Annotated in this window: 19 protein-coding genes; 13 read left to right on the forward strand and 6 right to left on the reverse strand. The window is 45.6% G+C overall.

Translation table 11 applies throughout. The annotated features are described in order from the left end of the window. Positions 1–11 precede the first annotated feature (11 nt). Positions 12–1,217 carry a hypothetical protein gene (locus ACL934_RS13530; protein ID WP_374074246.1) on the reverse strand — a complete coding sequence of 402 codons (1,206 nt, stop codon included), beginning with the start codon at positions 1,215–1,217 and terminating at the stop codon, positions 12–14. A gap of 398 nt (positions 1,218–1,615) precedes the next feature. On the opposite strand from ACL934_RS13530, the gene ACL934_RS13535 reads away from it, so the two are divergent. The 10 genes from ACL934_RS13535 (at position 1,616) to ACL934_RS13580 (ending at position 12,544) form a co-directional block, all read left to right on the forward strand. Continuing rightward, a complete protein-coding gene (locus tag ACL934_RS13535; protein ID WP_413612442.1) occupies positions 1,616–4,687 on the forward strand; it encodes a beta strand repeat-containing protein in 3,072 nt (1,023 codons plus the stop codon). Positions 4,688–4,761: 74 nt separating this feature from the next. Then, positions 4,762–5,547 carry an N-acetylmuramoyl-L-alanine amidase family protein gene (locus tag ACL934_RS13540; protein ID WP_413612443.1) on the forward strand — a complete coding sequence of 262 codons (786 nt, stop codon included), beginning with the start codon at positions 4,762–4,764 and terminating at the stop codon, positions 5,545–5,547. Positions 5,548–5,572: 25 nt separating this feature from the next. Further along, on the forward strand, positions 5,573–6,304 hold the full coding sequence (gene rph / locus ACL934_RS13545; RefSeq protein ID WP_413612444.1) for a ribonuclease PH: 732 nt from the start codon (positions 5,573–5,575) through the stop codon (positions 6,302–6,304). 2 nt (positions 6,305–6,306) lie between these two features. Then, positions 6,307–6,900: an RdgB/HAM1 family non-canonical purine NTP pyrophosphatase gene (gene rdgB / locus ACL934_RS13550; protein WP_374074252.1), complete on the forward strand. Its 594-nt coding sequence runs from the start codon at positions 6,307–6,309 to the stop codon at positions 6,898–6,900. A 137-nt stretch (positions 6,901–7,037) separates the two neighbouring features. After that, positions 7,038–7,982, forward strand: a complete 945-nt coding sequence (locus ACL934_RS13555) for a ribose-phosphate diphosphokinase (protein ID WP_374080476.1) — start codon at positions 7,038–7,040, stop codon at positions 7,980–7,982. 63 nt (positions 7,983–8,045) lie between these two features. Then, positions 8,046–8,696, forward strand: coding sequence for a 50S ribosomal protein L25 (locus ACL934_RS13560; protein ID WP_374074254.1), 651 nt, complete (start codon positions 8,046–8,048; stop codon positions 8,694–8,696). 76 nt (positions 8,697–8,772) lie between these two features. Then, positions 8,773–9,336, forward strand: a complete 564-nt coding sequence (pth, locus tag ACL934_RS13565; RefSeq protein ID WP_374074256.1) for an aminoacyl-tRNA hydrolase — start codon at positions 8,773–8,775, stop codon at positions 9,334–9,336. 46 nt (positions 9,337–9,382) lie between these two features. Then, positions 9,383–10,483 (forward strand): redox-regulated ATPase YchF, encoded by a 1,101-nt coding sequence (gene ychF, locus ACL934_RS13570; RefSeq protein WP_374074258.1) that lies wholly within the window; start codon positions 9,383–9,385, stop codon positions 10,481–10,483. Positions 10,484–10,519: 36 nt separating this feature from the next. Next, positions 10,520–11,986, forward strand: coding sequence for an amidase (locus tag ACL934_RS13575; RefSeq protein WP_413612445.1), 1,467 nt, complete (start codon positions 10,520–10,522; stop codon positions 11,984–11,986). 159 nt (positions 11,987–12,145) lie between these two features. Beyond that, the gene (locus tag ACL934_RS13580) at positions 12,146–12,544 is read left to right on the forward strand and encodes a lysozyme inhibitor LprI family protein (RefSeq protein WP_374074262.1); all 399 of its coding nucleotides are present in this window, start codon (positions 12,146–12,148) and stop codon (positions 12,542–12,544) included. A gap of 21 nt (positions 12,545–12,565) precedes the next feature. Here the strand turns inward: ACL934_RS13580 and ACL934_RS13585 are convergent, their stop codons facing one another. From ACL934_RS13585 to ACL934_RS13595, 3 genes are read right to left on the reverse strand one after another with little or no spacing between them, the layout of a single operon-like run. Then, entirely contained in the window at positions 12,566–13,390 is an 825-nt protein-coding gene (locus ACL934_RS13585) for an ABC transporter permease (protein ID WP_374074264.1), read from the reverse strand. Continuing rightward, on the reverse strand, positions 13,387–14,319 hold the full coding sequence (locus tag ACL934_RS13590) for an ABC transporter permease (protein ID WP_374074266.1): 933 nt from the start codon (positions 14,317–14,319) through the stop codon (positions 13,387–13,389). The genes ACL934_RS13585 and ACL934_RS13590 overlap by 4 nt, the downstream gene beginning before the upstream one ends. After that, positions 14,316–16,688, reverse strand: coding sequence for a transglycosylase SLT domain-containing protein (locus tag ACL934_RS13595; RefSeq protein ID WP_413612446.1), 2,373 nt, complete (start codon positions 16,686–16,688; stop codon positions 14,316–14,318). Before ACL934_RS13595 ends, ACL934_RS13590 begins: the two co-directional genes overlap by 4 nt. A gap of 46 nt (positions 16,689–16,734) precedes the next feature. Between ACL934_RS13595 and radA the strand changes: the two genes are divergently transcribed. Further along, entirely contained in the window at positions 16,735–18,126 is a 1,392-nt protein-coding gene (gene radA, locus ACL934_RS13600) for a DNA repair protein RadA (protein WP_374074272.1), read from the forward strand. Between the two features lie 85 nt (positions 18,127–18,211). Here radA and ACL934_RS13605 read toward each other — a convergent pair whose 3' ends face one another. Both ACL934_RS13605 and ACL934_RS13610 read right to left on the reverse strand, forming a co-directional pair. Further along, complete coding sequence (locus tag ACL934_RS13605) at positions 18,212–19,189, reverse strand: hypothetical protein (RefSeq protein ID WP_413612447.1); 978 nt, start codon at positions 19,187–19,189, stop codon at positions 18,212–18,214. A 99-nt stretch (positions 19,190–19,288) separates the two neighbouring features. Then, positions 19,289–20,278, reverse strand: coding sequence for a DUF4105 domain-containing protein (locus tag ACL934_RS13610; RefSeq protein ID WP_413612448.1), 990 nt, complete (start codon positions 20,276–20,278; stop codon positions 19,289–19,291). 393 nt (positions 20,279–20,671) lie between these two features. Between ACL934_RS13610 and ACL934_RS13615 the strand changes: the two genes are divergently transcribed. Both ACL934_RS13615 and ACL934_RS13620 read left to right on the forward strand, forming a co-directional pair. Then, entirely contained in the window at positions 20,672–21,064 is a 393-nt protein-coding gene (locus ACL934_RS13615; RefSeq protein ID WP_374074279.1) for a Crp/Fnr family transcriptional regulator, read from the forward strand. A gap of 8 nt (positions 21,065–21,072) precedes the next feature. Then, the gene (locus tag ACL934_RS13620; protein WP_413612449.1) at positions 21,073–21,618 is read left to right on the forward strand and encodes a hypothetical protein; all 546 of its coding nucleotides are present in this window, start codon (positions 21,073–21,075) and stop codon (positions 21,616–21,618) included. The last annotated feature ends 319 nt before the right edge of the window (positions 21,619–21,937 follow it).

A 21,937-nucleotide genomic window follows, 5' to 3' on the forward strand; every position in this document is an offset into this window, starting at 1 on the left:
AAATCTTAAGATTATTTTGTTTTCTTTTTCGGCTTCGTCGTAAGGCCGTTTTCGGCACGGATCTTAGAAGCTTCCAGTTTCATTTTTTCAGCTTCGGCTTCGGCTTTGCCTGTTTCCATTTTAATCTTTGCTTCTTCAGCTTTGTTTTTCGCTGTTTCAGCCAATTGCTCTAGCTTTTCGCGTTCATTTTGAGCTTTTTCAGCTTCGTCACGAAGACGTTTTAATTCTGACTCCGCACGAGAAGTTTCCGCTTCGCTTTCAGCAATGATCTTTTTGGAACGCGCGATTTCTAAATTTGCTGTGGCTTGTTCTTTCTTCAGATTATTGCGATTGCCCTCAAGTTCTTGACGAACTTTCGCAGCAGCTTGCTTTGCTTTTTCTTCTTGAGCTTTCAGCTCTCCTACTTTTTTGCGCTCAACTTCGGCTTGTTGAACAGCTTCTTTAGAGGCTGCTTGCGCCGCTTTAAGCTCACCGTCAATTTTTTCCATCAACGCTTTACTTTGTTCTTCCTGAACTTTGAGGCGCGCCATTTCTGCTTCTGCTTTGGCTTTATCAGCTTCCGCACGAGCAATTTCCTGTTTTCCTTTGGCCTCGCGGGCTTTGGATTCTGCCACAGCTTTTTGAGTCAAGAGTTTCGCCTTAGAAAGGTTTTGCTCTGCCTTTGCGGTTTCCGCTTTCGCTACTTCCGCTTCTTTCGTTGCTTGCATGCCGGACTCTGTCGCTGCTGCGGCTTGTTTTTCTTGCTCTTTGGCTTGATCACGCAGTTCTTCGGCTTTTTCTTCCGCTTGCTTTCGTTTTGCTAAAGCTTCATCGCGCACTTGAGTGGCTTTTTGAGTTTTTTCTTGAGCCGCTTTGATACGAGCTTGCGCTGCCGCTTGCTCTTTCTCTGCTGCTTTTTGTTGTCTTTCATGATCCGCCGCTTCGGCTTTTAACTTCGCCGAGTCTCTTTCAGATTCTGCTTGTTCTTTTTTTGCATCGTTTTCTAAAGAACGAGCTTTGTTGATTGCCGATTGAGCTTCTGCACGCGCCTTATCGCGACGTTTGCGATCTTCTTCGTTGCGTCGCTTTGCTTCGCTCGCTTCGGCCTTAGCTGCTTCAGCGTCGGCTGTCGCTTCCTCAGCTTCAATCTGTGTATCTGTTTGCGCGAAAACTCGCGACGGCATTCCTTGGGTCATCAATGCTGCCAAGAGAAGAATACCAAGAGGCTTTAACTGCATGAGCGTCTCCTTAAGATGTTGTCTTGAACAGCAATTAGATTATAGGAGTTTTAGGCAAAAAAAAAGCGACCAGGATTGGGGGGGGAGGGTCCTGGCCGCCATGGGGGGTTGACTTGTACTAAAGCAACGGTGGTGCCATGACTACATCTTCGTCAAAACGATTAAAACTAGAGAAGATCACATCTGCCCTGTCGACCTTTTAGACGGAATCTGCCAATTGTGGGCCTCTCTTTGAAACATTTTGGGCTCCGCGCCTCATTAGAAATTTAATATCGTGGAAACTCGATTTTAGTCCTAAACTGAAATCGGTGTATCAATGTGCTACAAATTGAAACGCAAAGTATTCTAAAAACCTAGGCGAAGCTCACATTGCCACATTTTTCAGCCGATAAGGAGGTATGGACACACTCAGGAACGTACTTGTAATCATAGTGCCCTTGCTTGCTTTATTCCACGCCATTCAGGGAGAAGCCTCGCCTCAAAGTTTGAGTTATCAGGGGCGTATTCTTAAATCCGACAATTCACCCCTTGAATATAACAATGTCAGTTTTCTTTTTGAAATTACGTCGGCCGATGGGAACTGTGTACTATATCGTGAACAAAAAGATGCCGTGAATATGCAAAATTCAAATGGTGTTTTTGATGTGCCCATTGGTTTGGGTACTCGTATATTCCCAACGGGCCCGGTTTTTTCTCTCTCTGACATTTTTATTAACGGTGTGACTCACAACTGTGCTGGAAGTGGTTCGTGGGTAGCTGCCAATTCCGCTGAAAGACAGCTTAAAGTTCAATTTCACGATGGTGTCGGGTGGAAAGTTATTTCTCCGGCGAATGTGATTCGCTCAGTTCCATTTTCTTACACGGCCTATAGTGCGCAGAAAATTGCAGACAAAACATTGAATGATCTTCTATTAAAGACATCTGCGCCAGGTACGGCTTGTTCTGCAGGACAAGTTATTACTTGGAATGGAAGTACGTTTACTTGCGTGGTTGATGCCGGAGGTTCCGGGGTTATTTCTGATGTTCTTGCGGGTACTGGAATTTCAGTCACTGGAACGACTTCAAAAACAGTGAGCCTATCAAACACTTCAGTGAGTGCTGGCAGTTATGGTTCTGCAACACAAGTTCCTACATTTACAGTGGATGCTCAAGGACGCCTGACTGCTGCTTCATCTGTGACAATCTCAGGTGTCGCTCCTGGCGGAACTGCGGGAGGAGATCTTTCTGGATCTTATCCGAATCCTACCGTAAGCAAGATCGCCGGAAAAAGTCTTGTGATCTCGTCACCGGCTTCAGGAAACTTTCTAAAATACGATGGCACAGATTGGGTGAATACAACACTGTCTTCAGCGGATTTATCTGATGCTGGTTCGTTGTTGAAATCATCGCAAATGCCTGCCACTTGCGCCATCAATCAAACTCTCACTTTTGTTTCGCCGACAGGGGCCTGGACTTGTTCGACAATTGGCCTTAACTGGTCACAAATTACAGGCGGTAAGCCAACAACACTTTCTGGTTACGGGATCACCGACAAACTTGTTATCAATACCGGAACTAATTCCGCGACAGATATTGTTTCAATGCAGTCAGGTTTAAATTCTTCGAAGCCAGCGGCCGGAATTGCAGGTAGAATTTATTTTGCAACCGACACCAAAGAAATCTATCGCGATGATGGAGCCACTTGGGTTCGTGTGGCTACTGAATCAGGAACAAGCACAGCCACGCTTACGGGAGTCACTGCTGGCACGGGACTAAGCGGCGGCGGAACCTCAGGTAACGTAACCGTGAATATTGCTAACACTTCTGTGACTCCGGGCGCTTATGGGTCCGCAACCCAGGTGCCGACATTCACCGTCGATGCTCAAGGCCGTCTGACTGTGGCGGCCAATGTTACTATTTCTGGCGTCGCCCCTGGCGGCTCAGCCGGAGGCGACCTCTCCGCCTCTTACCCCAATCCCGCTGTCGCAAAAATTCGCGGTAACAACGTGGCGGCCGCGACACTCGTCGCTGGGGATGCCGGAAAAGTTTATCGCTGGGATGGGATTAACCTTTCCCCCGCATTTCTCAACTTCGGTGATCTAAGAACAGCTGCGGGCGCTCAACAGCTAGTCGCCGCTTGCGCAAGCAACGAAAAAATTCAGTGGAATGTCATCACCGATGCCTTCACCTGCCAAGCGATCAACAATCTAGATGCGACAACAATCACCACCGGAATCATCGCCAATGCGCGACTGCCCGCCAGTGCGACCTTTTGGCAAGATGGAGGAGCTGGAAAAGTTTATTATAGCGGGGGCAATGTCGGGGTAGGAACGGCAAGCCCGGCAGCTTCCGCCTTACTTGACGTCAGTTCAACATCTAAAGGTTTCTTGCCACCAAGAATGGCGACAGCACAAAGGGACGCAATCTCTTCTCCTGCGACGGGATTAACGATTTATAATACCGATCAAAATTATTTGAATATCTATACGGGCTCGGCTTGGACAAGTGTTCTTGGTGATGGCTCAACACAAATTCCAGCTTTCTACGCCCATAAGTCGGATGCCCAATCGTTAGCTTCGGGCTGGCAAAAGATATTATTTAACGCTGAGTCTTTTGATACTAACAACAATTTTGCTTCTGGCCGTTTTACTCCAACGGCAGCAGGACGGTATTTACTGACGGCGGCGGGTCGGATTTCAGCTGCCAGTAGTACCGTAGCGATTGGCATTTATAAAAACGGAGTCTTGGTTACTTATTCCGCTGCTGATGGAACCTCCCCTTCCGCGTCTATCTCGGCTGTTCTAGATGCCAATGGAACAACGGACTATTTTGAAGCTTATATTTATGCAAGTGTTGCAACGACAATTTATTCTGATGTGGGATGGGCTACGACTTTTAGTGGCTCACTGATTTCTGCTGCAACAGTTGCTTCCGGAGGAAGTGGTACTACAAACTATATTCCAGCGTGGACAGGGTCTTCAACACTGGGTAATAGCCCGATTGCGGTCAGTGGAAGCAATGTTGGTATTGGCACCACGACTCCTGCTGCGACCTTGGACGCCAATGGCGAAGTTCGTATCGGTAATACCGGAGCGGCATGTGGAGCAACTTTAGAAGGGGCTACTCGCTATAATAGCACGACAAAAAAAATGGAGTTCTGTGACGGTACATCTTGGCGTCCCGTCAACTCAACGACACGCAGAACAATTTGTTCTTATGATAACGCTGCCTATAGCACCCAAGTGAATGGGCAAAATCTGATCAACTGGGGAGCCGGGAGTTGTGACAACGGTTATCCCTCAACAGGCTGCACCGGATATATTTCAAAAGCGATCGCTTGCGGATCTGATTCTGATTGGGTCGCCTTAGGGCCTAATGAACTGCCTTATACTGGAGGCACTGCAGTTGGAGCCAACGGTGGCATCTCTTGGTCCATGGCGAGTCCTTGTAATGGAGTTTGGGTTCGTGTCGTTTATGAATGCATTAACTAGACCTTAATCTCAAGCCCCCGTGTCAATTGACCTCTAGACTCGACAAGGTTTGCCGCAGTTTCTATTCTAAAAAAATGAATCTTTTCAATTTAAAACAGATCGTTGCGACCGGGGCCTTGATTTGGTCCACTCAAGCATCGGCTCTGCATATCATGCTCGACCCTGGGCATGGCGGAGTTGATACGGGTGCTGTGCATGGAGCCGCGAAAGAAGCAGATCTTGTTTTAAAAGTAGCGCAGCGTTTGAAAAAGCTTTTAGAAAAAGACACGCAATTTCAAGTCACTCTTACGCGGGCCCAAGATCGCAACATCAGTCTGCCCGCTCGCGTGAAAATGGCGGAAACCGCGAAAGCGGATTTGTTTGTAAGTCTTCATGCCAATGCGGCTTCTGATCAGCGTGCAAAGGGTGTAGAGTTCTTTTTTCAAAACAATCTGCCTCCGGATGAAGAAAGTTTGTTCTTAGCCAGCCAAGAAAATCAGATGATTTTAAACAACAAAGAAATCCACGATATTTCTGGCGGTGATGAGCTTTCTAAGAAAGGCGATATCGCTGCGATTCTCGAAGACTTGCATCGTCAAAATCGCATGGTCAGCAGCCTTCGTCTGACACAGACTTTAACTCATGTCTGGAACAACGACGAAAACGCATCGCAGGCCACAATCAAACAAGCACCTTTTTATGTGATCTCAAAAACCAGCATGCCCTCGGTTTTGATTGAAATAGGATTCCTCACAAACCCGCGCGAGGCTAAAAAGCTTCTCACGACAGACTATCAGAATGATCTTGCTCAAAAAATCTACAGCGCCCTCCTCTCCTACAAAGAAAAGATAGACAATCACACGGCAAAAACACTAAATTAGCTCCAGATTTACCAAGGAGCTTTCCATGCGTGCTGACGGCCGTCTGTTCGATCAACTCAGACAAATTAAAATCACTCCCCATGTTTCCGAATATGCGGAAGGCTCTTGCATCGTTGAATTTGGAAAAACCAAAGTTCTTTGCACGGCGACTTACGAACCCAAAGCTCCACAATGGTTGATGGGAACGGGTTCTGGCTGGGTGACAGCAGAGTACGGAATGCTTCCGCGCTCAACACACACTCGTATTAAGCGTGAAAAATCCATGACTGGCGGTCGCACTCAAGAAATCTCAAGATTGATTGGTCGATCTTTGCGTGCCGCTGTTGATTTAAAACACTTGGGCGAAAGACAAATCATCGTCGACTGTGACGTTTTAAATGCCGATGGCGGAACACGCACGGCTTCCGTGACGGGTGGTTTTGTTGCCTTGGCTTTGGCTTCTAAAAAACTTTTGGATTTGAGCGAGATCAAAGCTTTTCCTCTGGTAAATTATGTTTCTGCGATCAGCGTGGGTCTGCATAACGATAATATCTTGTTGGATCTTAATTACGATGAAGACTCTGCGATTGGTACGGACATGAATTTCGTTATGACGGATAAAGGTCATTTCGTTGAAGTTCAAGGAACAGCTGAACACGTTCCTTTCACTCGCGATCAGCTTTTCAAAATGATGGACGTTGCGGAAAAAGGTTGTCGTGAACTTTTCATTCATCAAGCTTCTATCGTTGGTGAAAACTATAAAATTGCCGGGAAATAAAAATGGAACTTTGGATTGCGACAGGAAACAAAGGGAAACTAGCTGAATACAAACTTCTTTTGCGTGAACTTCCAGATTTGAAGATTTTCTCTCAAGGCGATATTCCCTCTTTCACTCCCCGCCCAGAAGATGGAAAAACTTTTGAAGACAACGCTCGCATCAAAGCAAAAACTTTGCGTGCTGTGAAAAACAATGTGTGGGTTTTAGGTGAAGACGCGGGCCTTGTTGTTGAAGGTTTGAATGGTCTTCCAGGAGTTCACTCTGCTCGTTACGCAGGCCCCAAGGCTTCTGACAGTGAAAATGTCGCAAAACTTTTAAAGATGATGGCTTTAAAACCAATGCCCAATCGCAATGCAAAATTCGTTTGCTCGACAGTGGTTTATACTCCGACGGGCGAAGAGTGGGTGTTCTCGGGCGAAATGAAGGGCACGATTTCGACAAAACCGGCAGGTCTTCTTGGCTTTGGCTATGACCCTGTGTTTATTCCGGAAGGACAAACCCAATCCCTTGCCGAGTTGGGCCCTGGCCACAAAAATCTGCACTCGCACCGCTCCCAGGCTTTGAAAGCCTTCCTCGAGAAGCTCAATAGCCTCTAACTAGCCGAAATCCCCATGAAAAATATGCAAAGCCGCAGAGTGGAAAATGCGGCTTTTTTCTTTGAAGGGATAGACAAAATATCCGTCGATTGCTAGGTTCTTTCAAACGTGCTTTTTACCTCAGGAGACTACGAGTGATGAAGGGCCTAAAAATCTTTACTGCCAATGCCAATCCGACCCTGGCAAAGAAGGTAGCCGAAGCCGCAGGTGTTGAGCTTGGTTACTGCGAAGTGAGTAGCTTTGCCGATGGGGAAATCCAAGTCGAAATTCATGAGAGCGTTCGTGGACAACATGTGTTTGTTGTTCAAAGTACATGTCCTCCCGTGAATCAAAACTATATGGAACTTTTTGTGATGCTCGATGCTTTAAGACGAGCTTCCGCTGCTTCCATCACTGCTGTGATCCCGTATTACGGGTATGCTCGTCAGGACCGCAAAGTCGCTCCTCGCGCGCCGATCTCAGCAAAATTAATGGCCGACTTGCTAACCACAGCCGGAGCCACTCGTGTGGTGTCTGTGGATCTGCATGCCGCCCAAATCCAAGGTTTCTTTAACGTTCCCGTGGACCACTTATTTGCGATTCCGACTTTGGCTCGCGCTTGGCGTGAAGCTTATGGTCAGGGCTCTGAATTTGTTGCGGTGAGTCCAGATGCTGGTGGGGTTGAAAGAACCCGCGCCTTTGCCAAACGCATTGAATCTTCCATGGCGATCATCGATAAACGCCGCTCAGGCCCTAATGAGGCTAAAGCCCTGCATCTTATTGGAGATGTGACGGGGAAAACGGCTGTTATCGTAGACGATATGATTGATACGGCGGGAACTCTTACACAAGCAGTTGACAGCCTCTTGAAGAATGGGGCAAAAAGGGTGTTCGCCGTTGCAACGCACCCTGTTTTTTCAGGTCCTGCGATCAGTCGTCTGAAAGAAAGCCCTATCGAAAAAGTATGGGTTACCGACACGATCCCGCTCAGTGAAGCGGCGAAAAACTGTGGGAAAATCGAAGTGGTTTCAGTCGCTCCCGTTTTGGCGGAGGCGATTAAAAGAATCCACGGAAATGATTCCGTCAGTAGCTTATTTGACTAAAACGAAACGCTCCCCGAAAGGGAGATAATATTAACACCCTCTATTGGACTAGAAGGAAAAAACATGAAAAACAGAATCGACCTAACAGTTGAAGCTCGCGAAATCGGTAAACACAACAGCCGCGCTCTTCGCAACTCTCGCAACGTTCCTGCAGTAATCTACGGTGCAGTTGAACCAATCAACGTATCAGTTGGTGAAAAAGAAATCGTTAAGTACAACACTCGTGCTTACGAGAATGCTCTTTTCACTTTGAAATCTAACGACAAAAAAGCCAACGGTATCGTTGTTCTTGTTAAGTCAGTAGACGTTCACCCACTTTCTCGTCGTCCTCAACACGTTGACTTCTTCGCTTTGGATCTTAAGAAAGCAGTTCGCGTTAACGTTGAAGTTCGTCTTGAAGGTAAACCAATCGGCCTTTCTGAGGGCGGTTTGTTGAACGTTGTTCTTCGTTCTATCGAAGTTGAGTGCTTGCCAACAGAAATCCCTGAGTTCTTGACTGCTGATATCTCTAACTTGGCAGTTGGTGACGCTCTTCACGTTTCTGACGTAAAAGTAACTGGTTCTTTGAAAGTTATCACTGGCGCAGAACAAACTCTTGCCGTTGTTAACGCTCAAGAAGAAGAAGTTGCTGCAACTCCAGCTGCTACACCTGCTGCCGCTGCGGCTCCTGCTGCTGCTGCTCCAGCTGCTGCAAAAGCTCCTGCGAAAAAATAGTTCGCATCGAGAAGATAATAAAATATCTCAAAGGCAGCTCACCCGAGCTGCCTTTGTTATTTAAGAGGTTTCGTTTATGTGGTTGATCGTTGGTCTTGGAAATCCTGGTGGAGAATATAAACTTACTCGCCATAACATCGGCTTTATGGCCGTGGATTATTTCCTTCAAGGCCTTGGCAATCCACCAGTTCAAAATAAATTCAAAGCGGAAGTCGCCCAAGTGAAATGGAAAGATCATCAATTGATCTTTTGCAAACCTCAAACGTACATGAATTTGTCTGGTGAATCTGTACAGCCTTTGATGGGATTTTATAAAATCCCGATGGATCACTTGATCGTTATGCACGATGAAATTGATCAACCTTTTGGCCAGATGAAAATCCAAAAAAATCGCGGTCACGGTGGGCACAACGGAATCAAGAGTATCTCGGGTTTAATGGGTTCTGCTGACTATATCCGCCTGCGCCTTGGTGTGGGTCGTCCCGTCAATCCGAATATACCTGTGGCTGATCATGTGCTGGGTAAATTCTCGAAAGAAGAATTTGAGAAAATGCCTGATTTCCTCAATAGAAGCCTTGATGCTGTCGAGAGCATTATCCTTGATGGAATTCAAAAAGCTTCGACAAAATTCAATACTTAAGCTACAGTCACGAAGTTCATTTTTGATTATTTTCTAAGGGGTTCTCATGGCTCTTCAAGTTGGTATCGTCGGTTTACCAAACGTTGGTAAAAGTACGCTTTTTAACGCTCTTACGTCTGCTAAGGCTGAAGCGGCGAACTATCCATTCTGTACGATTGATCCTAACGTGGGTGTTGTGACTGTTCCAGATCCTCGTATGGACAAGATCACTAATTTCATTAAGCCTCAAAAAGTGATTCCAACTACGATGGAGTTCGTGGATATCGCGGGTATCGTTAAGGGTGCTTCTCAAGGTGAAGGTTTGGGGAACCAATTCCTTTCTCATATTCGTCAGACGGATGCGATTGTTCACGTAGTTCGTTGTTTTGACGATCCAAATATCGTGCACGTTTCTGGGTCTGTAGATCCTATTCGTGATATCGAAGTGATCAATACTGAGTTGCTACTGGCGGATCTTGATTCTGTTGATAAAAAGTATGCGCGCATCGAAAAGATGGCGAAGAACACGACAGATAAAAAATTGAAGATGGAAGCGGAAGTTACTAAGAAAGTAAAAGACGCTTTAGGAAAAGGTCTTCCAGCCCGCTCTGTGGCTTTGGATGATCTTGAAATGCCTTTCTTGCGCGACATGCATCTTTTAACTGCGAAGCCCGTGCTTTACGCGATGAACGTATCTGACACTGATTTCGCGGCAGGTGGCAACGACTGGACAAAAGCTGTTGAAAAACGTGCGGCGGAAGAAAACAACAACACAATCTTGATCTGTTCTGCGATGGAAGCAGAGATTTCTCTTCTTCCTCCTGAAGAGCGTAAAGAATTCCTTGAAGCAATGAACGCGGAAGAGCCAGGCTTAAACCGTTTGATCCGCGAAGCTTACAAACTTTTGGGTCTGCAAACTTACTTCACTGCAGGTGAAAAAGAAGTTCGTGCTTGGACTATCCGTGCGGGAACAAAAGCTCCGCAAGCAGCGGGTGTGATCCATACGGATTTCGAAAAAGGTTTCATCCGTGCTGAAACTTATCACTGCGAAGACTTGTTCTCTTTCAAATCTGAACAAGCCGTGAAGGAAGCCGGTAAATACCGCCTGGAAGGTAAAGAGTACATCGTTAAAGATGGAGACATTCTCTTCTTCAGATTCAACGTGTAAAGGAGAAAGGGAGCTTCAAGCTCCCTTTTTAGTTTTATGAATGAGCTACTAAAGATCTCTGCCTCTGAAATTGCTTCTCGAGTTGCTAAAAAAGAAGTTTCCCCTAGTGAAGTTCTTGAAGTTCACATTGAACGTATCGAGCAAGTAAATCCCACTTTAAATGCCATGGTGGAAGACGATTTTGTTCGTGCCAGAAAATTGGCACACGAACAAACGGAACTTCTGGCCAAAGATAGTTCTTCTCTACCTCCCCTCTTCGGGGTTCCATTCACCGTCAAAGAAATGTTTTCTTATGAAGGCATGAAACGCACGGGCGGAAGCATTCATCACAAAAACGATGTGATGAACTGGGATTCAACTATCGTCGCCCGCATGAAAAAAGCGGGTGGCATTCCGCTGGGAACAACAAATGTTCCTGAACTGGGTTTTTGGTTTGAGTCTTTCAACCCCGTTTATGGTCGCACCAACAATCCTTACGATTTAGGTCGCACCTGCGGCGGAAGCAGCGGTGGCGAAGGGGCCTTGCTGGGCGCTGGTGCAACTCCGCTAGGACTTGGCAGTGATATCGGTGGCAGCATTCGCATGCCTGCGGCTTTCTGTGGAGTTTTCGGTCATAAGCCTTCACGTCATCTTGTTCCGCTCACAGGGCACTTCCCTTATGCTTTGGAAGAGTTCAAAAATCTCACGGGCCTTAAATATCCATACACTTCCATGGGACCGATGAGTCGTAAGGCTAGCGATCTTTATGACATGCTTCAAATCATGATGGGCGCCGATGACCACGATCAAGAAACTATGAAAAAACCCGTCCTTGGAGAACGCACGCAAGAATGGGCGGGCCGCAAAGTTTTAATCTGCCCGTCTCCCGTGTTTCATCGTGCCCGTAGCACGGATGATGAGATGGCTCAGGTCGTGCGCAATTGCGGAAAACTTTTTGAAGAACTGGGCGCTCACGTTGAAGAATTAGATCCTCGTTTCTTTGTGCGCGGAACGGAGCTATGGTTTGCAGCTCTTCGCTCAACTAAGAGTAAAAATCTTTATGAGACATTGATGGGGCCCAACGAACATCTTTCGATTGGAAAAGAAATTCTGAAAGTCGCCTTAGGCCGCGGAGATTACACTTTCCCGAATCTGATGGTTTCTTTAGGAGAAATTTTTGATACGCGAAAAAAAGATTTCACCGAAGATCTGGCAGAGCTTCTGAAGATGAAACTAACATTGGATGAGAAACTGGGAGAAGACGGCATTTTATTAATCCCTCCTCACCCGCGCGTAGCTCCGAAACACCGCGCACCGCTGTGGTCGCCGTTTGATTTTATTTATGCGGGCTTCTTCACGACAACGGGACACCCAGCAACTGTTGCTCCGATGGGTTTCAATGCGGAAGGACTGCCGTTGAGCATTCAAATCGTGGCACGCCATATGAAAGATCATCTGACTTTATCTTGTGCGGAGTTTTTGGAAACAACTTTTGGTGGATGGCAACCTCCGCAAAAAATATAAAATTCTCAAGTAGAAACACCTTTACGGTGTTTCTACTAAAGCGTCGACACTTAGAAAAAACTTAAATCCCGCTTTTACGTCCAAAATAATAACATCTAGAAATTTAAAATCCTCATAAGTACATTGAAGAAAAGCTTTCAATGAAAGGGCCCATGACTTATGAAGAGCACTCTTTTATTTGCGATATTGCTATGGGGTTTGTCGGCACCTGCAAAAGATTTATCCGAATGTTCCGCAGAGGCCGTCAGCACGTTTGATCACTATCAGTGCTTGGAATTGGAAGCAAAAAAGCAAAGTGATCACTTAACTGCGGTCTATAGTGATCTGAGCCAATATCTCAAAGAGAGTTTTGGTTCGGAAAGCGAGGAAAGTCTTCGTTTAGGTAAGGCCCAAAATGCTTGGACCATTTTTACCGATCTGAACTGTTCTTTTGAAGGAGCCGCCATGCTGGGAGGCACCTCGGAAGAGATTTTAGCCCATCAGTGTCGCATCCGTGAGTCTCAGAAACGTGTGGAAGAACTTTTGCGTCAGATGAAGCAATTCGATGACTCACTTTAAAAAAATAACGTGAAAGGTGCCCTAGATTTTAAACTTCTCTTTGAAGAAATCCAAAAGGATGTGAAAGCTCCACACAGTTAAGAAGAGCACCAGAGATGGAAACAGAATTAAGTGAGGAAAACTGGAAAGCGTCTTCCAACCCTCGCGCACAAGAATTCCCCAACTTGTATAAGGAGGATGAATTCCCAGGCCGATGAAGCTCATAAAACTTTCATACAGAATGTTGGTGGGAATTTGCATCGCCACGAGAATTAATAAAGTTCCCAGCATATTGGGAAGAATATGTCGGAGCATAATGTGACGGCTAGTTCCCCCCAAAGCCACGGCGGCCTCAACGAAAGGTTTGCGTTTGATTTCTAAAACCATTCCTCGTGTCACTCGCGCTAAACTCATCCAATGAGTTGCTGAAATTCCCAGACACAAACTGACAAGGGCTTTAAGATAAAGATCTTCCATAGGAAGAAGCAATTGCATACTAAGACAAAGAATCGAAACAAGAATAAAACTGGGGATCGCCATGAGAATATCGCAAAATCGCATCAGCGCCCGATCCGTGATTCCTTCAAACCACCCAGCCAAAGCGCCATAAGAAAATCCAAATATGAAAGATAAGACTGAGCACAGAAGTCCTACAAGCAAAGAAATTCGCGCACCTAACAGAACTCGTGAAAACACATCACGTCCTAAAGAGTCCGTGCCAAACCAATGATCTTTTCCAGGTCCTATCAGAATATTTTCGACGTTTTGTTCTAAGCCGGTTGAGAACCCCAGAACAGAATAAAAAATTGTCATAAAAACTAAGAGCACAAGAAAGACAGAAGCAAAAATCACCATAGACTTTTTCACGCTTCTTCTCGCAATCTGGGGTCGGCAAATTTCAAAGCGACATCAATAAGCGAGTTCACGATAATCAGCAATGTCCCGTAAAAAAGTGTCAGTCCCATAATCAGAGTGTAGTCTCGGTCATTAAGTGCGGAAATAAACTCCGTCCCCAACCCGGGAACGGCAAAAAGAACTTCAACTAAGAAGGACCCCGAAAGCAAAGACACGATCAAAGGTCCGACGTAACTTAAAAAGGGAATCAGTGAATTTTTAAGTACGTGATGCGTAAGGATCTGCCACGCCCCCACTCCTTTAGCACGTGCCGTGCGCACATAATCTTGGGTGAAGTTTTCATTCAGAGAATTTTTCAACAAGCGTACAAGCGAAGCCAAGGGACGCAGACTTAAAGTCAAAAGAGGCAAAATATAGTGAAGAGGACTGGATAAAAAGGCCACTGGCAAAAGGTTCCAATAGAATCCGAAGAGATAAATCAAAAGAGGTCCCCAAAAAAGACTGGGCAGAGAAAGAAACGCAATCACACCCTGGTCGATCGCATTCTCAATCCAAGAATTGCGATAACGAACCGCCAAAATCGAGATGACCAAAGAGCCCAAAAGAATAAACATCAAAGCCAAACCATTTAAGGCCAAGGTATTAGACACACCTTGAGAAATGATTTCAATCACACTGCGTTCGGGACGAGTCATGGAGACGCCCAAATCCCCTTTGAGAAGAGCCTTCATATAAGAACTGGCCTGCACCAACCACGACTGTTCGACCTGCCAATGTTGCATCAGTTTTTCTTTAACCAAGGGATTAAGGGCCGTGTCTTCGTCGAAGGGGCCGCCAGGAAGTGCCTTTAGCAAAAAAAACGTAAGCGCCGCAAGGACCACCAGCGACGCTAACATTTCAAATATTTTTTTAAAGACGAAACGGAAAACGTTCTCGCTCAAATGTCATCCCAATTTTCTTTTCCTACGAGTTCACTGGACACCTTCACAGGCACCGCTCCCGCCATATAAGGGAAAAGATCTTTTTTGTTGCCGTACAATTGTGAATAAATATAAGAATTCGAAACCACACGTTTGACGTAGTTGCGCGTTTCAAGAAACGGAATGTGTTCGATGAACTCATCTGTTTCAAGATTTCCGAAACTCACGAGCCAGTTCTTCACGCGATGAGGTCCCGCATTGTATCCTGCAGCGACCAGTGGAATCGTATTTTCAAAACGATCCATCAAACGTTTCAAGTAGCGAGATCCCACTTTCACAGATGTCTCTGGTTGAAGAAGCATGGGCGCTTTAAACTCTTTATCGCCAAGCAATGTCGCCACTTTGTGACCTGTAAATGGCATCACTTGCATAAGCCCCAAAGCACCCACCGGAGAAATCGCGTCACGACGATAATTCGTTTCCGCTCTCATGATGCCCCAAACAAGTTCTTGAGGAACTTCGAATTTCTTCGTGTACTTTTCAACTTGCTCTGAGTAGGCGCGCGGATATGCGAACTCCCACAGATAGCGAATTCCTTCAAGACCGTGAGCCGCTCTTTGACCGCCAAAGTTGATTTGGGCGATGTAAGAGGAACGATTGAAGTGACCTGCTGTATTGTACTCGCCCATCAAAGTACGTAAGTATTCTCGGTTCGAGGTTTTTCTTTCGATATCGTACAAATCCCAACGAGCCCACTCGTACTCGCCCAAGATCATCATATCGCGAGCGCGTTCAAAACGTTTCATCAACAAAGGATTTGAGAAGGTCGTTACTTTCTCGCCACCCTCTTCAACTTCTTCATTCGCTGCGACTTCAACAGATTTTAGATCCGGATTATCAACAACGCCCGCTTCTGCTTCTTCGTCTTCGCCTTTTTCATCATCTGCCGAGTACTGAGTCAAAACCAGATTTTCTTCAGACTCGCTCTCGTCACCGCGATATTCTTCTTGCGCCGTTGGCATCAAGAACTCCCCTGCCGAGAAGCGAGAGATTGAACGCGGTTGCGTTGGCAAAGAAGACAAGATCATCTTTGGAGCTTTGAATTCTTCCATCTTTTTTAGACGAGCTTGTGCTGCAATAGCGTAGTAACCCATTAAAGGATCACGCGAAAGACTTTCCATCATCGGCTTCGCTTGTTCAACTTTACCTTGGCGGAAAAGGCTCATGGCCATCCAATAATTCACTCTGTCTTGCGGGAAAGATTTCCAGCCACGCTTGTTACTGCGCTTTTGCGCATTCAAGCTTGAGAAAGCTTTGTACGCCCCTTGATAATCCCCTTTAAGATACTTCAACCACGCCAAGTGCCATTGAGCATCGCGATTCAAACCTGACTTTGGATAAGCCTTCATGAATTCTTGGAAACGACGAGCGGCTCCATCGTAGTCTTGAAACTGATAACTTAAGAAAGCGGATTGATACAAAGCTTGGCGGCCCGTTTTTGATTTCGGACTCATCTTATAAGCAGAGTAGTAAGAACCTACAGCCAATTGAACTTCACCCGCTCTTGCAGAAGCAGAAGCGAAAAGAAGGAGATAGTCGAAGTTTCTTTTGTTGGCCTCATAATAAGGCTTCAAGATTTCGACGGCTTTGTTCACTTCCCCTTCTTGAAGATAGAACTGAGCTTGAAGTTTGTCGGCCAAATACTTGTCTGTCTTTGCCAGCTTTTCTTTCATCACGTTGATTTCGCCTTGAGCTTTTTGATCAAGCCCCGCCCACAACAAGTAACGAACGCGCGTGCGGAAATCTTCCGTCGTCACACGGCAATCAGAAGGTTTGCCTTGAAATTCGTTGGTAGCAAGATCCACACTCCAGTCTTGAACCTTAGGATAAGCCGGATATTTTTCATAAAGTTTTACCAACCACTTACACATTTGTCCGTGACGGCCCAAACCTTTTTCAGCCACTGCTAAATTGTAGATCACATCCGGATAGTCTTCCGTGTTGCGTGTTCTTTTTTCCAACTTTACAAAGTGGGTACTAGCCAATTTGAAATTCTTTTTCTCAAGAGCCACTTGTCCCAAAAGACTGGAAGCTTCAATGGTCATCTTCACATTCGGAGACAAATCCAGAATTTTTTTAAGCTCCGTTTCGGCTTGATCTAATTTATTCGTTTTCATGAAAGACTGCGCCAAATAAAAGCGCGCGTATTCTTCCAAATTCGTTTTGTCTTTTAAGACTCCCTCAAATCCGGGAATAGCTTCGTCGTATTTCGCCGCACGAAATTGCTCTAATGCCTTTTTAAAGGAATCTAGATCGTTTTTAGGTGTTTGCGCCCCGGCCATGGAGCTAAATAGTAAAGAAATAACGATGCACTTCAGTGCGTTCTTCATATGTACAGTCCTTGTATCTCTCATCCAATAATGATACCGAATATCTATGGCAAAATCGAAAACTAAAACGATCTATACCTGTCAAAATTGTGGGGCCCAACGACCAAGGTGGGAAGGAAAATGCTCTGACTGCGGCGCGTGGAACTCTTTCGTCGAGGAACTGCAGATGCCCGAGGTTAAAACTCGAGGATGGTCCACCGGTTCGCCTGAAAAAGGGACACCTGCGGCAAAACCCATTTCACTAGACCAAAGCCTTGAAGAAGTAAAATTGGATCGTTTTGATACAGGTTTTGAAGAGCTGAACCGCGTTTTAGGCGGCGGCTTGGCCCGCGGCAGTTTCGTTTTGCTCGGCGGCTCTCCTGGCATCGGCAAGTCCACACTGCTTTTGCAAATGGCCGGTGGACTTGCAAAAAACAAACATAAAATTTTGTACATTTCCGGCGAGGAGAGCGTTTCACAAACAGGATCTCGTGCCCATCGTTTGGGCATTCGCTCCCCTTTGATTGAGATTGGTTGCGAAAGCAACCTGCACACGATCATGGAACTTGCGCGTTTCAAAAAACCGGAGATCTTGGTCGTCGACTCAATTCAAACAATGTATCTTCCTGATTTGCAGGCAGCTCCCGGTTCCGTATCCCAAGTGCGTGAGTGTGCGGGTCACTTGATGGGTCTTGCAAAACAAGAAAACATCACAGTGATTCTCATTGGTCACGTCACGAAAGATGGAAACATCGCAGGTCCAAAAGTGCTTGAGCACATGGTCGACTGCGTTCTTTCCTTCGACGGAGATGTCTCTTACAACTTCCGCCTCTTGCGTGCCTTGAAAAATCGTTTTGGGGCCGCTCATGAACTAGGTGTTTTCCAAATGAACTCCAAAGGCCTTGAAGAAGTTTCTAATCCTTCTGAACTTTTCTTGGAAGAGCGCGGAGATCAACTGATTGGTTCGGCGGTTTTTGCCTCGATGGAAGGCACAAGACCTCTTTTGTGTGAAGTGCAAGCGTTGACTCTTTCAAGTCCCATGGCGATGCCAAGAAGAACGGCGCTGGGAATTGACGTCAACCGTCTGCATCTTTTGACGGCGGTTTTGGATCGTCACTTGGATGTTCGTTTGCAGGCGAATGATATCTTTATCAACGTGGTCGGAGGATTGAAATTGGTAGAGCCTGCGGCAGATTTAGCGGTGGCGGCTGCCATTTTATCGACACAAAGCCGTCGTGATCTTGACGCGAAAACTTGTTTTTTTGGCGAGATCGGTTTGACTGGCGAAGTGCGCGGAGTTTCATTCGTCGAAAATCGTATTAAGGAAGCTGATAAATTAGGATTCCAGCATTTTGTCATTCCGTTTTCAAACAAACGACATCTTGCGGAGTTGAAGCTTTCTAAAGACAAGAAAATTTCTTTTATTCGCAACGTTCAGGATTTGAATAAAATCATTTAACTCAAAAGGTACGGACTTACTTTTGGTAGCGCTTCTGCGTCTAACGCGATTGCGCTACCAAAAGTAAGTCCGTACCTCCAGATATTTAAGAGAAATATCCAGAACCGATGTAAAGAGCTTGGCCTGTAGATTCATCAATCAACAAGAGGCCTTCACCATCTGCATCTGAGTGGTTCCATTTTACCAAGATCGCTTTCAAGTTTGATTTTTTCAAAGTCAAAACATCAATCATGGCTTTTTTAAGGTCACGCAAGCTTTTGTATTCAGGCGTTTTAAGAGTGGCTGCCTCCACGATATTCAACGCTGTTTTTAGAGCAAACGCCGCTGTTGCTTCTGGTTTTGCCGTTCTTACGACACGCAATTCAACGTCGACATCTGAAAGAGTTGCGTGCAAAGCCAAAACTTCTTTCAACTCATCCTTCGTCGGATTTGTTTTATTCATTTGAAATTTGCCAAGTTGGAAGGCCGCTTGATCTAAATCCATTCCAGAAGCATCGGCAATATCGGCTGCTTTTGATAGTTTTTCTAAATCACGATCCGCCAAAACTTCGATATCTTCAGCCGTTATTTCGTTAGCATCTTGCAATGCCGTTAGCACGCACGTTTGTTTTGTGATAGCTGATTTTTTGTAAGAATCCTGGTGAGTTTGCACCAAAGTAAGAACTCCGTCCTGCAAAGACAAAGAGTAAGTTTCTAACATTTCAAGGTCAGGCCATGTATCACTGCCTTTACGAACGAAATGCTCCGTCGCTACAAAGCTTGCTCCCGTCATGTCTTTTACTGAATAAAAAACATCTCCATCTGTGCCACTTGCTGGGCGCTGGAAGTTGCCAACAGGAATGTATTGGGTTGCTGAGTCTGAACCTTTGTAAGCCGTCAATTCGATTTCTTGACCGCCACGAACAACTTGAATACGGGCTTTTGTGAAACCATCTTCGTAATCAATTTTGCAAGTTTCAGGGATTGTGTAGTTACCAACCATTGCCAACCATGGTTGTGGATCTGCGGAGGCAGAAAGACTAAGACCGAATGTAAGAACAGAAAGAACGACTGCATTTTTCATTTGTTACCTCGTTAAAATTAAACCGACTCCACCCTTGTAGTCGGTTTGCGAGGTTTTTAAAAATACATAACAAATAAGTTGCCATTCTTTTTTTGAATATTACTTGCGAACCCAGAAGGTGTTTTGAACGTCCTGATAGGTTTTACCGAGCCAATAGTCAAAATAATGGCCACTCCAGCTACTGAGCCTCTTATATCCAAACTCGGAGTTTACAAGAGTGACCCGGCTATCAGAGGCTAGAAGCCCCCGCTTTCCCAACGCCAAAATCCCCGGAGCCATTCCCGTATCCCCAATGCGCTTTGTGGAAAAACGGTAAGGAGCGGTCTTTAAGCTGAGGGCCGCATCCAAAATATCATAGAGTTTCGTTGTGCAGTTGTTCGTCCAAGTATCATAAGCTGATGCATAGCCCATTTTTTGACTGTCTTGAGCGGCATGAACCAAGATCTTGATCGCTTGAGAAGGTCTTACTGACAAGGCCATCTCATAGGCGTTCACCTTCTGATCTACAAAACGAGTCTTCACCTCATCTTCCATGGAGAAAAACTGCAAAACGGCGCCATAAAGATCTTCATCGAAACCCTTAACCGGACTGTACTCCACACCTTGAGGCGCCATGTAGTTATAAGAAATTACCAAATCTCCGTCTGTAAGAGTTCGATCCGAAGGATCTTGGGGAAGAAGGCGGATGGAGTCTTTATGCTTAAACTTAAAACGAAGTTCCGTATGAGAAATATTAATCAAACCACCGGCATTGATAGGCTTGGAATTTAAATCGACGACGATGTAACTGACTTTTTCAAGGTCTTGCAATGGAATCTCGGCCGTATAGAACTTCCCGCCTTTGCGGTAGTTGGAAATTGTTAAAAGATCGCGCTCCAACGACAGAACTTTAACCGCTCTTTTAAAAGACGTGTCCATGCAACGCCCTTGATATTTCCCGCGAAGCATAACGATACCCGGAGAATGGGGGTCATTGGGGTTGGCTCGACATTCATTGTGACTGTCAAGTGAGTAGGCAGAAGAGCCAGCCAACGTCATCAAAACCAATACAAACGTGCATAAAACGGTTTTTACAGCAGATGTTTTCATAAGCCGAAGGAAGTGCAATTCCCACACCCGCTTGAGTAGCTCTAGGCGCTGAAAATGCAAAAAAATATCAGGATGATATTTTTTTGCGTAAGCCCCGAAGGGGTTGGAGGCAGGATGCCGGAAACAAAAGCGAATCAGGCTCTCGCCAGATTCGCTTTTGGTGGATCTCCTGTCCGAAAACTCACAGGAGGTGTCCGATGCGTAAACAAACAAATAACGACATAGCCCAAGGACCAGTGACTGGGATACGGACTATTTCCACACGGATAAGAGTTGAAACACGGATGAGTCTGGCGAGGGCGCTCAAACTTCCTCGATTGAAATTTGATTGGCGCCAATCGGAAATCCACGCATAATTAGAAGCACGACTCACATACAAAAAGGACTTTGTTAATGTCGGATGCTATGACTGCCATTCAAAAAGAAACGTACAAACCCGGTGACTTCGTTTTCTTTGAAGGCGACATCGAAAACCATTTCTACATCGTCGAATCCGGCGTCGTAAATATCTTCACCAAAGACAACATGGGAAAAAGAATCCCCATCGTAGACATCGTCGACGGAGAATCCTTCGGGGAATTCGCTATGATCTCGAACAGTCCCCGTTCTGCTTCAGCGCAGGCGGTAACCGATGTTGTTCTAGTCAAAGTATCCGAAGAAGGCTTCAAACAATTAATGGCCGACCTCCCAACATGGGCGGAGTGCATGTTAAAGTCCTTTGTTGACCGCTTACAAAATATGACGGAAAAAATCAGGGAACTCGAGCAAGAAAAACATCGCAGTTAAAAAGAACAATGGAAAAGCCCAAGTTCAAATTCGATGAAAATCTCCGCAGCATTCCAGAAAATCCAAAGCATCTAAAGTCCTATATTCAGAATATGGAATCGTCTTTAGATTCTATCAAAGACCCAAAGCAATATATTAGTGTGATTGGAGAAATGGCCGTCTATCTAAGAATACTCGGAGAATTCGAAAAGGCGGAGACAGCCCTCGAAAAATCCTTAAAGATCATCGCAAAAGAAAAGCTGGGAATCCAAAGAGAAGTCCAACAAAAAATCCGCCTCGCCCACGTTCTTCAAGACAAAAAGGAATTCAATAAAAGTAACACTCTCTTCGCCGAACTCATCCAAACTTGCCGAAAGAACGAAGAAGCTAAAAACTATTTAGCCTTCGCCCTCCAACACTCAGGTAAAAATCTTTTCGACCAAAATCTATTCACAGACGCCTTAGCCCAATTCGAAGAAGCCCTCAGTCTTCGGAAATCAATGAACGCCCCACAAGATCAAATAGAGTCTACCGAACTTGCAATAAAACGAACCAAAGAATTGTTAAAAGCTTAAAAAAGTAGAGCTTGGCAGATTTAAAAGATCCAAAACACAAAGAGCTTAACTTTATTTGAACGAAGCAATGACCGTCGTGGATTCTGAAGGTGGGTTTCCTTGTATATCTGTCCGAAGGGAGGCCTTCGCCGGCGCATGGATGCGCGAACCGCACGAATGTGCGGCGGCGATTGAAGCACGATGCTGTGCCTCCCGAAGCGACAGGTATACAAGGAAACCCACCTTCAGAATCCCACTCGATCGATATTACAACGACAGAGAAAAAAGAAAAGGCTCCTTTAGGGAAAAGGAGCCTTAGTAATAATCAAAAAAGTTTGGG

The sequence above is a fragment of the Bdellovibrio sp. HCB-110 genome (assembly GCF_047323225.1).
In the GTDB taxonomy this organism is placed as follows: Bacteria; Bdellovibrionota; Bdellovibrionia; order Bdellovibrionales; family Bdellovibrionaceae; genus Bdellovibrio.

Bases quoted from the DNA above. Each gene is read 5' to 3' on its own strand.
- ACL934_RS13555 (WP_374080476.1), top strand. From the start codon at position 7,038: ATGAAGGGCCTAAAAATCTTTACTGCCAATGCCAATCCGACCCTGGCA.
- ACL934_RS13540 (WP_413612443.1), top strand. From the start codon at position 4,762: ATGAATCTTTTCAATTTAAAACAGATCGTTGCGACCGGGGCCTTGATT.
- rph (WP_413612444.1), top strand. From the start codon at position 5,573: ATGCGTGCTGACGGCCGTCTGTTCGATCAACTCAGACAAATTAAAATC.
- rdgB (WP_374074252.1), top strand. From the start codon at position 6,307: ATGGAACTTTGGATTGCGACAGGAAACAAAGGGAAACTAGCTGAATAC.
- ACL934_RS13530 (WP_374074246.1), bottom strand. From the start codon at position 1,217: ATGCAGTTAAAGCCTCTTGGTATTCTTCTCTTGGCAGCATTGATGACC.
- ACL934_RS13620 (WP_413612449.1), top strand. From the start codon at position 21,073: ATGGAAAAGCCCAAGTTCAAATTCGATGAAAATCTCCGCAGCATTCCA.
- ACL934_RS13605 (WP_413612447.1), bottom strand. From the start codon at position 19,189: ATGAAAAATGCAGTCGTTCTTTCTGTTCTTACATTCGGTCTTAGTCTT.
- ACL934_RS13615 (WP_374074279.1), top strand. From the start codon at position 20,672: ATGTCGGATGCTATGACTGCCATTCAAAAAGAAACGTACAAACCCGGT.
- radA (WP_374074272.1), top strand. From the start codon at position 16,735: ATGGCAAAATCGAAAACTAAAACGATCTATACCTGTCAAAATTGTGGG.
- ACL934_RS13580 (WP_374074262.1), top strand. From the start codon at position 12,146: ATGAAGAGCACTCTTTTATTTGCGATATTGCTATGGGGTTTGTCGGCA.
- ACL934_RS13595 (WP_413612446.1), bottom strand. From the start codon at position 16,688: ATGAAGAACGCACTGAAGTGCATCGTTATTTCTTTACTATTTAGCTCC.
- ychF (WP_374074258.1), top strand. From the start codon at position 9,383: ATGGCTCTTCAAGTTGGTATCGTCGGTTTACCAAACGTTGGTAAAAGT.
- ACL934_RS13535 (WP_413612442.1), top strand. From the start codon at position 1,616: ATGGACACACTCAGGAACGTACTTGTAATCATAGTGCCCTTGCTTGCT.
- ACL934_RS13575 (WP_413612445.1), top strand. From the start codon at position 10,520: ATGAATGAGCTACTAAAGATCTCTGCCTCTGAAATTGCTTCTCGAGTT.
- ACL934_RS13560 (WP_374074254.1), top strand. From the start codon at position 8,046: ATGAAAAACAGAATCGACCTAACAGTTGAAGCTCGCGAAATCGGTAAA.
- pth (WP_374074256.1), top strand. From the start codon at position 8,773: ATGTGGTTGATCGTTGGTCTTGGAAATCCTGGTGGAGAATATAAACTT.
- ACL934_RS13610 (WP_413612448.1), bottom strand. From the start codon at position 20,278: ATGAAAACATCTGCTGTAAAAACCGTTTTATGCACGTTTGTATTGGTT.